This window comes from Ureibacillus sinduriensis BLB-1 = JCM 15800 (assembly GCF_000772955.1).
Taxonomy (GTDB): domain Bacteria; phylum Bacillota; class Bacilli; order Bacillales_A; family Planococcaceae; genus Ureibacillus; species Ureibacillus sinduriensis.
Window position 1 is genome coordinate 1 of record NZ_JPVO01000045.1, and the last position, 12,508, is coordinate 12,508.

General features: G+C 41.0%; 6 protein-coding genes. All 6 read right to left on the reverse strand.

The window, feature by feature from the left end:
* Window positions 1-1,106 precede the first annotated feature (1,106 nt).
* Window positions 1,107-1,472, reverse strand: coding sequence for a YisL family protein (locus tag CD33_RS05750; protein ID WP_036198962.1), 366 nt, complete (start codon window positions 1,470-1,472; stop codon window positions 1,107-1,109).
* A gap of 154 nt (window positions 1,473-1,626) precedes the next feature.
* Window positions 1,627-2,529, reverse strand: coding sequence for a fumarylacetoacetate hydrolase family protein (locus CD33_RS05755; protein ID WP_036198964.1), 903 nt, complete (start codon window positions 2,527-2,529; stop codon window positions 1,627-1,629).
* A gap of 203 nt (window positions 2,530-2,732) precedes the next feature.
* Window positions 2,733-3,887 carry a DUF418 domain-containing protein gene (locus CD33_RS05760; protein WP_036198965.1) on the reverse strand — a complete coding sequence of 385 codons (1,155 nt, stop codon included), beginning with the start codon at window positions 3,885-3,887 and terminating at the stop codon, window positions 2,733-2,735.
* A gap of 256 nt (window positions 3,888-4,143) precedes the next feature.
* Window positions 4,144-7,860 (reverse strand): helicase-exonuclease AddAB subunit AddA, encoded by a 3,717-nt coding sequence (gene addA, locus CD33_RS05765; protein ID WP_036198967.1) that lies wholly within the window; start codon window positions 7,858-7,860, stop codon window positions 4,144-4,146.
* On the reverse strand, window positions 7,841-11,362 hold the full coding sequence (addB, locus tag CD33_RS05770) for a helicase-exonuclease AddAB subunit AddB (RefSeq protein ID WP_036198969.1): 3,522 nt from the start codon (window positions 11,360-11,362) through the stop codon (window positions 7,841-7,843). Before addB ends, addA begins: the two co-directional genes overlap by 20 nt.
* Before the next feature lie 176 nt (window positions 11,363-11,538).
* Window positions 11,539-12,189 carry a TVP38/TMEM64 family protein gene (locus tag CD33_RS05775; protein ID WP_036198970.1) on the reverse strand — a complete coding sequence of 217 codons (651 nt, stop codon included), beginning with the start codon at window positions 12,187-12,189 and terminating at the stop codon, window positions 11,539-11,541.
* Between the last annotated feature and the right edge of the window lie 319 nt (window positions 12,190-12,508).

Sequence of the window (12,508 nt, forward strand, 5' to 3'; positions counted from 1 at the left end):
GCTCATAAAATGAGAGAAACCGCTCATAAAGAGAGAGCGCCCGCTCGAAAAGGAAGAAAAACCGCTCGTAAGGAGTGCGGAAACACTCGAAAAGAAGAAAGTCGCTCGTAAAAGGAGAGAAACCGCTCATAAAAAGAGAGCGCCCGCTCGTAAGGAGTGCCGAAACGCTCAAGAAGAAAAAGTCGCTCATAAAATGAGAGAAACCGCTCATAAAAAGAGGGTGCCCGCTCGTAAGGAGTGCCGAAACACTCAAGAAGAAAAAAGTCGCTCATAAAATGAGAGAAACCGCTCATAAAGAGAGAGCGCCCGCTCGTAAGGAGTGCCGAAACGCTCGAGAAGAAAAAAGTCGCTCGTAAAAGGAGAGAAACCGCTCATAAAAAGAGGGTGCCCGCTCGTAAGGAGTGCCGAAACGCTCAAGAAGAAAAAAGTCGCTCATAAAATGAGAGAAACCGCTCATAAAGAGAGAGCGCCCGCTCGTAAGGAGTGCCGAAACGCTCGAGAAGAAAAAAGTCGCTCGTAAAAGGAGAGAAACCGCTCATAAAAAGAGGGTGCCCGCTCGTAAGGAGTGCCGAAACGCTCAAGAAGAAAAAAGTCGCTCATAAAATGAGAGAAACCGCTCATAAAGAGAGAGCGCCCGCTCGAAAAGGAAGAAAAACCGCTCGTAAGGAGTGCGGAAACACTCGAAAAGAAGAAAGTCGCTCGTAAAAGGAGAGAAACCGCTCATAAAAAGAGAGCGCCCGCTCGTAAGGAGTGCCGAAACGCTCAAGAAGAAAAAGTCGCTCATAAAATGAGAGAAACCGCTCATAAAAAGAGGGTGCCCGCTCGTAAGGAGTGCCGAAACACTCAAGAAGAAAAAAGTCGCTCATAAAATGAGAGAAACCGCTCATAAAGAGAGAGCGCCCGCTCGTAAGGAGTGCCGAAACGCTCGAGAAGAAAAAAGTCGCTCGTAAAAGGAGACAAACGGCTCATAAAAAGAGGGTGCCCGCTCGTAAGGAGTGCGGAAACACTCGAAAAGAAGAGAGTCGCTCGTTTCCAACAAGAAACTGCTAGGATTTAACACGAAAAAATCGCAAAGCACCAGGTGCTTTGCGATTGATCTCTTTTGATTAAGCTAGAAAATTGATGCCCATTTGTAATTTGAATCCCATAAATAATACTGCAAATAATGAAATGGCAAATATTACCCAGAATATTGTCGTTGGTTTGTTTTTAGCTTGACGGACCAATACCATTTCCATCATGCCAATGACGATAATTCCCAAAAGGAATTTAATGCCATACTGCATGCCTTGTCCATAATCCATCGCTTCGATAAATAACGCGCCACCCGTAATAATGACTAAAATATAGAACAAACGCAATACCATGTGAATCCCTTTTGATTTTGATGCAAAGGCCGCCACGAAAAATAGTATCAATGCAACTACCCAAGTGGTAATGTGTAGATGTGTTGAGCCTGTTAAAAAGTCCATATGATTCCCACCTTATTTTTCTTTGTCAGCAATATCCTACCATAGGGGTGTTTGCGTGTTCAATTATAAAAGTCTTTATTTACTTTATTGTACAATTATTTACTATTTTTTAAGATGTAAGAAGGCACTTTACTAGACATTTCTAAATTAATGTTTACTCGAAACGATTGGAAAGTGTCCCAATCCCCTGGATGGATACCTTCACTTCATCCCCCGCCTTTAAGAAAGTTGGAGGATTCATTCCTTTACCCACCCCGGCCGGTGTACCAGTCAAAATTACATCGCCCGGCTCCAGCGTCACGTATTTAGAAAGAATTGAAACGAGATCTTCGATTGAAAAGACCATATCATTCGTTGAACCATTTTGACGAACTTCCCCGTTGACTTTTGTCACCACTGTTAGATTTTGCGGATCTGTAATTTCATCTTTCGAAACGATATAAGGTCCAAGTGGGCATGATCCATCTAAACTTTTTCCTAGGAAAAATTGTTTATGGCGCTCTTGTAGATCACGGGCAGTTAAATCATTTGCGATTGTATAGCCAAAAATATAATCAAAGGCAAGATTTTTTGGAATATCAGACCCTTTTTTACCGATTACAATTGCCAACTCACCTTCGTAATCCAAGGCATCGGTTTTTCCTTCATGAATTGACAGCACCTGTTCATCTGCCGCGATGGAAGTCGGTGATTTTGTAAATACAACTAAATCTTGGGGAGCTTCTAGTGCACCCATCTCTTTTGCATGTTCATTATAATTTTTGCCGATGCATAGAATATTTTTTGGTGTTCTAGGAATCGGTGATAGCCATTCTATATCAGAAAAGGAATGCTTAAATTTTGCAACTTGTTCTGATTGACTTGCTGCTTCAACCAATTTACGAATTTGTTCAACAAAGTCAAAACCTAGCGCAATTCCATCAATAATCTGTGTTGGAAAGGAAGGGAGAATTTCAAGCTCTTCTTGTATTGCCAGCACATCCCAAACTGCTTCTTCTTTTTTAACTTTCGGACCGAATTTCACTTCTCCATTTAATTTGAACGATAAAATCTTCATAAATAATGGCTCCTTCTTTTTTCCTTTGTTGTCTCCACATTCTTTAATTCTCTTGATTGAATGCTAGATTAGTACCATCATACACCAAATTTTCAGAAATTGCTCATTTCCCAGACAAGAATTTTGGACAATTCATAAATAATCACTAATAAGAACTGTTGAATTCTCTAGGTCAATCGGCAGGAAAATCGGTCTATAAAACGTTACTTATAGATTAACTTCTTAACTGCCAACTCCAAAGGTCCCTGTCTAAACTTGATGAACCATAGCTCCGCTAAGATGACCTGGATGATAAATATCCCAATGGCTATAAATGTTCCCATTTGAACATCGACTTTACCATATAAACCGAATCCAAAGTTATAAAATAGCAGTGAACAAATAATCGATTGCAAAAGATATAGAGTAAGGGACATGCGCCCCGCTTTTGCCAATGGCTTAAGAAGCTTTGGCAATACCGGAATCATGCAAAGGCATACGATCAACCCAATATAACCGATTGAAAGAATCGGCCCCCCCACATACACCTTCAAATAGTCCAGCAAATAGGTACGAGTAAATAAATATGGGGCATTCTTAATGAAAAGACCTAAAGCTAAGCATACGATTGTCAATGGTATCCATAGGACCTTCAACTCTTTCCCTCTCTCAATCAGACGCCATTTTGCAAAAGCTGCCCCAATCAGCATATAAGGCAAAATGGTCATTAGCGAGGTAATCCACATGCTGATGTGCATTTGTACCGATAAATCATCGAGTCTTTGAAGGAAAGCATCCGTCCAGCTCCCGATGCCATAGGCGGTAATCGCATTGTTAATCATTGCGATATCGACGGACAGTTCTTCAACTTCCACGTTGGCCAAACCTGCCAATAAGAATATCCCAATGAAGAATAGCTGCATGAAGCCATTGATAACAACGCCAAAAGTCAAAAGCCAGCCACTGCCGAAGCGCAGAAACAAAATAAGGAAAAAACCGCAAAATGCGTACATTGTCAAAATATCCCCGTACCAAATGAAAAAGGCATGGAATAGGCCTAGAATAAATAATATGACTAATCTCTTTGGCGCAAATTTGTAAAAATTGATGCCAGTTCGTTCAGCTTTCATATATTGCATTGCGAGACCGTATCCAAACAGCATTGAAAATAATGGATAAAAACTGCTTTGAACATAAATATCCAACGTTTGGTGCCAGATAATATCTTTTGCTTCCGTAAACCAACTGCCAAGATCAATATGGGGCATCGGCAAATAGAACGCAAACATATTCACAAGCAAAATCCCCAGTAAACTAAATCCGCGCAAAATATCAAGAGTATCTACTCTCTCATTTACAGTCGTAGGTTGAAAATTCACAATCCGTTCTCCTTTTCTTCACAAGTTAAAACTCACCTAAAGTTATTTTACATGATTATCCAACCTTTGTTTAAAAAAAGCCCATTAATTTTTAGTAAATTAATAGGCTCCAGATTTTTGACAGTCCGCTTTATCCTATGTTGGGTAACTTACTGCCACTTATTAACGTTTGGTTCGATTCTAGTATCCTCAATCCAACCGGCCTTGTCGGCAAGCATTCTAGATAGTTTGAAAGTTTTTGTATAAGCTTCACAAGTTACTCCAGCACGATTTCCTTTTCGGCATTGTAAAGATACAGCACTTTTTCATCGACTTTCACTTGTAAAATAGTCTCAATTGCCTCACTATAATTCCTTAATTGAACACCATAGCGTTTTTTCATTTCATTTGTTAAATAAGGTTCTTCGGAGAACGAAGGCAGAATTTTGTCTGTCTTATAATCAAGTAAAACCCACTTCCCTTGCTCATCTTCGAATAAACAATCGAGGATTCCTTGAACGATTTGGGAATCCCCCTCTTCATCAACAATACTTAATGTAAAAGGAATTTCTCGGTGCAATTGCTTTGACCGGGAAAAACGCTGTCCAATATTACTAAAAAAGAATTGAACTACTTTTTGAGGGTCCACAACTTGGATCTCATCTACTGTCAGCAAATCTCTTTCGACGAGGACATTTAAATAGTCACCGACTTCTGCAATGGTAGAAAACCCCTCTTTCGGCGCATGCTGCATCACTGTATGAACAACGGTACCTATTTCCGTCGCCGATAATTTTTTCGCTTGTAAAAACTGCGGCCGTTTTTGTGCTGAAGTGACCGTTGAATTCATGACCTTTGTTTCGGTTTCTTCTGCACGCTGCAAGTTTTCGATTCGTTTAATCTCTGAAACACTCGTTTTGGAGCTTTTCGTCACAGCATTTCTATAAGCATAAGGTGAAGTAAATCGGTTCGTCAGTTTACTTAACAATCCTTCATCCACCTCATGTTCTTCCTCTTCAGCCAATACATCATTCTCCTGTGAGTACAAAGTATTCATAAAGAATGTGTTTGATATTAGAGTAACTACCCATTTAGTTGGGTGGTCGATTGGACGGTACTCTGCATCGCTGAAAGGTACAAAGGATTCATGTCTGGCTACGGCAGGCCCAATCCAATCCAAGTAGTTTTTAGCCCGTGCCCGTAAATACTCCGGCAACATGACATCCGTCGGCAGGTGCTGCACCTCGCACCAAGTCGAACGAACCTTTTCCCAATCTTTCACTGAACCCACAAGGATCAATCTCTCTTTAGCCCTTGTCATGGCTACATACAACACACGCATTTCCTCAGCCTTTAACTCGAGCGTTTTCTTCTCTTTCATTGCCAGAAATGGCAGTGATGTATACATGATTCGGTCATCTGGGTCGATTGCCTTTACAGCTAGTCCAAATTGTTGGTCAAAAAGATAAGGATTGCTAAAATCCATTTGGTTAAAATTGCGTCCCAATCCAGCAACAAAGACAACAGGGTACTCAAGTCCTTTGGATGAATGGATTGTCACGAGACGTACCACATCATCTTTCTCGCCGATTGATTTGGCAACACCGAGATCATCTCCACGGGAGCGTATCCGATCGATAAAGCGCAAAAATCGGAATAACCCGCGAAAGGATGTTTTTTCATACATTAAGGCCCGGTCATGCAATGTTCTTAAATTGGCTTGACGTTGTTTCCCATTCGTCATTGCCCCGACCATTTCATAGTAATTCGTATCGATATAAATCTTCCAAATTAAATCGGATAAGGAACCTCTTCGGGCAAGATTTCTCCAAGTATCAAGCTGTGCTAAAAATCTTTGCAATTTCACCGCAGTGTCAATATCCAATCCCGAATGCCCTTCTTCTACAAATTGTTTTACGGCGTCATAGTAAGGCGCCTTTCGATCGGCAAGCCGGATTTTGGCCAATTCATTTTCAGTACAGCCGATAAAGGGTGCTCTCAAGACGGAAGCTAAAGGAATGTCTTGGTAAGGGTTATCGATTATCTTTAACACATTCAGCATAACCATGACTTCCAGTGCTTCAAAATATCCTTTCGAAGATTCTGCGTATAAAGGAATGCCGGCAGACTTAAACTCTTCGACCAAATCATTCGACCATGTCATGGAACGCATCAAAATCACAATATCGCTATACCGCATCGGTCTGATCCGTTTTGAAGGGTCCTTCTGTTTCGCATCATAAACAGTTGCCCCACCATCAATGAGTTCGCGAATTCGTTTAATAATAAAACGTGCTTCTGCTTGCGATTTCTTTATCTCTTCATCAATGGGTGTTTCCATTTCGGCTTCTTCCGTTACTTGGGAATCTTCTTGTTCTTCATAAAGAATTGCTAGTTCAATCGGCATCTCAACATCATTATAAGGGGCACCGGGTTTCAGCCCCGCTTTTTCATCATAATGAATCTCCCCTACTGTCTTGCCCATAATTTGTTCAAAGACAAAATTCGTTCCATGCAATACTTCTTTCCGACTTCGGAAATTTGCATTCAGATCAATTTTTAAGCCATTCGTATCCGCCTCTTCGTCGAACTGGTTGTACTTATTTAAAAAGAGCATAGGCTCGGCAAGCCGGAATCGGTAAATTGATTGTTTTACATCACCAACCATGAACATGTTCCCGTCGATTTCGGTGCCACTTTTAACGAGCTGTAAAATTGTCTCCTGAAGCATATTCGTATCTTGATATTCATCGACCAATACTTCTTTGAATTTTTCTTTAAAATCAAGTGCAACCGGGGATGGACGGAGTACGCCTTCCTCTTCGACCGTCAATATATCGAGGGCATAATGCTCCAAGTCTGAAAAGTCCACGAGTCCTCTTTGTAACTTCGCGGCTTTAAACTTCTCACTGAAGCTTTCCGTCAACTCTACCAATGTGTCGATAATGGGCGCCATGAGCCTGATTTCTTGCAATAGCCGTTCCGGTTTGCGTAAGAAGAAAGATTCTTTTAGTTGTTTGACCACGTCTTTTGCTTGATCCCTTTTCTTCTTCGCCTTCTTTTGAAGTTCGGGATCGCAACTATCCTTCGGCATCCTTGCCAACGTTGACCATTTTAAAGCATTAAAGAAGTCATATGCCTCCTGCCATGTGCCATGCGAAAGTATTCTTCTCGCTTCCTCTAGTAATTCGGTATCAAGCCTTGCTGTTTCCCCATAATTATATGGTCCATCCGGCTTCAAGGCATATTGGCGTACTTCTTCAATATGGGCAAGTGCTTCCTCAAGACTGAACTTAATGGAATTTTTCAAGGGCTCTATAAAATCCAGTTCATCAATTGTGATATTGTCGGGCAAGTCATATTGCTGGGATAAAGATCTCAACCATTTTGTTGGTTCCGGATGTACTCTTGATGTGTCATACAATTTATCAATTAATGTTTCGATGGCTTGATCGTCTCGATCTGAAGTAAAACTATCCACCAAACGATAAACCGCGTTTACCTTTTCTTCATCTTTTTGGTCATACGCTTCTTCCAACACTTCCGCTAAAACATCATCCCGCAATAAAGCGGATTCTCCTTCATTGGCAATTCGAAACCCAGGGTCGATGTCAATAAGGTAGGCATATTGGCGAACAATGGCTAAACAAAATGAATGCAGGGTGGAAATTTGGGCTTTATTTACTAAGCTTAGCTGGCGCCGCAAATGCTGATTATTAGGATTTTTCGCAATCTCTTTTTCTAGAGCTTCCGCCATACGATGGCGCATTTCAGCTGCCGATGCATTTGTGAAGGTCACAACAAGCAGCTCATCCACATCGATTGGATTTTCGCTTGAAATGGTTTTTTCAATCATTCGGTTAATTAGTACTGCTGTTTTACCCGAACCAGCAGCTGCCGAAACGAGCGTATCTTGTCCAGTGGCCCAAATGGCTTTCCACTGTTCGTCCGTCCAGGTAACATCAGGTCCTTTCTCAGGAATTATCAGCCCCATTGTCCTTCATCTCCTCTCTTATTTTCGAAACAATGTTAATCGGTTTGTCTGCCTGCAGTTGATGATAGAACTGTTCATGGTCGGTTGTGTCGAATTGACATACGGACTTGAAACTGCAGAAATCGCAAGCTGTCCGCCCTTTTAACCGATATGGTTGAATCCCGGTTTCGCCGCTTAAAATACCTTCTCCAGCAACTCTATGTTTATATCGAACATATTGCTTAATTTGACCCATTTCACTTGGCTGGACAATACTGGAGAAATGCGTTGATGCCGATCCATCTTTATTTATTTGCACCGGCACGATTTTCGACTTTCCGTCTATCTCTAGATCCTCATCCATTGCGATTAAGGACTCTGTATTTTCGGTTAGCAGCCCCTTCATGCGGTACTTTCTCATACGTTCCAATTCCAGAGTTGCCTCGTCCACTTCTTGCTCCATTTTTAAAATCGGGTTATGGACATGTACATACAGTACGCCGGCAGGATCGACATCCCCATCAAACCAAATTTGCGAATTTTCCACCGCCACATCCAAGTAAGTCAATAGTTGCAGCGAAATCCCGTGATAGACCTCATTAAGATCAAGATCACGGCTCGAAGACTTATAATCAATAACACGCAAATAGGATTTTTCTCCGATTTTCGCACGATCGATCCGGTCGATACGGCCTTGGATATGCATTTTTTTCCCGCCCGATAAGTCAATCTCCAAAGGCGGCAGCTTCTCATTTGGACCAAATGCCGCTTCAATCGCTACTGGTTTAAAGAAGGAATTTTTCGCATGCTGGGATAGTGCCATCATCGTTCGCTCAACAATCCGTATTAATTTGCGCTGGATATAGCGGTAACGGGCACTACTTAATAAGATTTGGTGCGAGAATACAGGGACGATATGCTCAACAGCCTGCCGGGCAAGCTGGCTGCATTGAATTTTGGATAACCGGTTCCACTGCAAGTTCAATCGTTCCGTTTCGAGGGTAATCCATTTCAATGCTTCGTGGAATAAATCCCCCATCGCAAAGTTTTCGAGCCGGTAAACTGCCCGTTCCTCCAACCTCAAGCCATAGGTTGTAAAGTGGGAGAATGGGCAACGATAAAACTTCTCGACACGAGAAACACTGGAGGTTAACTCAGTGCCGTATAAACTCTCTGTAACTTCGGGAGTTAATTTTTCCGCCACATTTTTCTTTACCAATGGACGCATGACTGCTTGAAGTGCATACTTCCAATTTTTATCCTGTTCGTAGAATGTTTTTAGCGCCATCCACTCCGGAGCAAGCTGCTGGGAATATTCAGCCTGCCGTAATTGCGTCATTAGATATGCCAATGAAGTTCTGGGATGCTGTAAGTAAGAAAGTGCTTTACCATGGTCCACCTCCTCAATCGGATCATTCAGAACTCTTGTGTGTGGACATGTTCTGACTCCATCCACCTCGAACAGCTTATGTAACCGATTGACATAAAGGGAAGGCAACAACGCTTTGCTTTCTTCATCCGAACTAGAAAATGTGACGTACAGTCTGTCGGTTGGTGAAGAGAAAGCACGGTAAATTAATAATGCTTCTTGCAACAGGCGATGTTTCGAAGTCGGTGATAGCTCGGTATCAATCTGTGCAAACCACCCACGTTCAGCATCTGTTATTAGTCCTTCATAATCCATCCGCATTGGATAAACGCCATCATTAACACCAATGACAAATACTGATTTCTTGTTATCAAAATGGGCAAATTCAACGGTTGAAACCGTTACTTCATCTACCGAAGGAGGAATTTTTGAAAAATGCAGCGTATCAAAGCCTTCATCCAAAATTTGCGCAGCTTCCTCAAGCCTCAATTTTTGATCACCAAATAAAAGAGCAAATTGATCCAAGACATTGACCCATCGATTCCATGCTTGATCATGTTCAGTTGCCCCATGCAGGTCATGCTCTTGTAGTTCGGTCGACTTTAAATCCTGCAATTTATCGTACACTCTCAACTCATCTACACAACTATATAGTGCTATAGCAATTTCCCGACCTGTTTCCGCCTTGCTTAGGCTCGCTTGAAGTCTTTCCAAAGGTGCTTTGATGATTTCTCTCATCTCATCAATCAACTTCTGCATTTCGATTTCTTCATCGGTTTGCCTTTTGGAGTAAAATTCCAAACCGCGGTATTTTTTATAGAACCATCTGGAATCCTCAAACCATCGATAGCCATAAATCCCTTGTGCAATGACAAAGTTTTCAAAAAGGTCGGCTTTTTCTCTCATTGTCTTCAAATCACTTTTAAATGGAAAGAACAAATCTGTTTTTACACTTCTAAAAACAGGTTCGTATTGCCAATTGGACGTCATCACTTCCAGAATGGATCGACTGAATTCAATCAATGGGTGGTGCAGCATGGTCTTTTTCTCATTTGTAAAAAAAGGTATATCATATTGGGCAAAAATCGTTTGAATCAACGGATCGTATAGTTCTGCTTGACGATACATAATCCCGATATCCTGATACCGCATTCCTTCCTCTTGGACAATTCGACATATTTCCCGGGCAATCGCATGTATTTCCGCTCTTCGATTTACACCTTCCAATATTTGAACATGGCCATTTGAATGAATGGGCTTTGCAACCGATAGATGAAATTGTTCTTCAATATGCTGCAAGTCATGGTTATGGAAGCGGTGATTTGTTTCCAGATGAATGCGTGGTTCAACTTCCATTTGTACTTTATACGCTTCCTGAAGCAGCTTATCGTACACCATTGCCGGCCGGTAAAATACCGCTTGGTCATCATACATATCGTTTGGGTCCTCAAACGGTAGTACGATCGTCACTCTCTTTGCCAATGACATCAACTGTTTTACAATTTCAAACTCCCTGACGGTAAAAGCAGTGAATCCATCAATATAAATGTGTGCTTCCCTAATCTTCCGGGAATTATGGAGCTGCTCTAGAAGGATGGGGTAAAACCCCTCACTATCGACAAAACGGTCGCCCAGCACGTCTTCCAATTTCGTCAAGATTAATTGCAAATCTTTAGCCTTGGCTATTAGTGTATGCGGTGCTGATGTTTCTTCTAATTTAGAGATGGCTTCATTTAGCGTCTCACTGTCAATGTTATATTGGCTAAACTCCTTCACAAGCTGCTCAATCTCTTTTGTAAACCCACGTTTATCCGCTGCTTGACGGAATAATGAAAACTGTTCTTTATTCTCTGAAAGCAACCGGCGTATGAGCATTCGGTACCCGATTTTATCGATTTGTTCCTTCGCAATACCACCGGTTTCCTGCAAAATATGCCATGCTAAACGCTTGAACGTCATGACCTGCGCTCGAATAATTCCTTTTATATCATAATGATTTGTCAGAACATATTCCGCCTGGTATGACATTTGGTCCGGAACGATTAAATAAATCTGGGAGCCTAAAGGTTGTTCCTTTAACTCTTCAACGATCTCTTGGTGAATGTAAGTGGATTTCCCTGTACCTGCTCGTCCACTGATCACTCGTAACGACATGACGTTCCCCCTCTTTCCTTGAATGATTACTTCTTCTATTATATCAGAATATACGTTCGTTTTTATACTATCTACCACTCTGAAACAATAACAATTTTTACAACCGATGCCAACTTATCATTCTATTATATTTAGTATTAACTCATATCGATCTTTTTTGCTGAAAAAAGAGCGATTTATAGTAATCGCTCTTTCTTGACGGACATTTTCATCTTTTTCTTATCTGCTTGTGTCCTTAAGTCTTTTTCAACTTTTTTATTCAGATGTTTTTCGATTGCCTTGCCAACAATCCATAATAGGAAGATTCCCACACCCGCCAAAATCAACTTTACCGGGTCGGTTAAAAGCGCCTTCAAGTCGTATCCGAGTACACTCATACTAGCTATCATGACAAACTTCCCTGCCATGATAACGATTAAATAGTATTTTTTCTTAATATTTGAAAGACCCGCTACAATATTGACAAGGACTGATGGGGTGAAAGGAAAGCATAGTAAGATAAATAAGGGACTTAAACCGCGCATATCCACCCATTTGATCAACTTCTGCACCTTTTCTTTCCTTATAAATACTTGAAACCTTCGATGTTTGCCAAACCTTCGTACAAGCAGGAAAACAGCATACGAGCCAAGCACGGTTCCAATCCAGGACAATAAAAATCCAATCCATAATCCATAGGAGCTTGCATTCGCAACTACGATCACTACCAAGGGAATGAATGGAAGAAAGGCTTCTATGAATGGAAGTAAAATACCGATCAGCGGCCCAAGTGTCCGATAGTGTGCTGCAATATTTTCGATATTTTCAACTGTAAAAAAATCGTTCACATGTACCACCTCAATCTACATAAATTGATGACGCCCTTTGTTTTTGTGTTTTAGAAAAACGAGAAACCTTCGTATCCCTTGCGAATTTTTATTGTTACTATCTTTTGCATCCATATCCAAATTTAAACCGAAAATTTGATGTGTTCCATAACCCTGTTAAACTTTCTATTCCCAGAAAAAAACGATTCAAATGCTTTTTCGATATTTTTTATATGATTTTATTATAGTAGAATGGATATTAAAAGTAATATCACCAATCTGACATAAATAACGCAAAAAGTTGCATTTAGTTCCAAATTTCTTTCAGTGCTAGTCTACT

Bases quoted from the DNA above. Each gene is read 5' to 3' on its own strand.
- addA (WP_036198967.1), bottom strand. From the start codon at position 7,860: ATGGGGCTGATAATTCCTGAGAAAGGACCTGATGTTACCTGGACGGAC.
- addB (WP_036198969.1), bottom strand. From the start codon at position 11,362: ATGTCGTTACGAGTGATCAGTGGACGAGCAGGTACAGGGAAATCCACT.
- CD33_RS05750 (WP_036198962.1), bottom strand. From the start codon at position 1,472: ATGGACTTTTTAACAGGCTCAACACATCTACACATTACCACTTGGGTA.
- CD33_RS05755 (WP_036198964.1), bottom strand. From the start codon at position 2,529: ATGAAGATTTTATCGTTCAAATTAAATGGAGAAGTGAAATTCGGTCCG.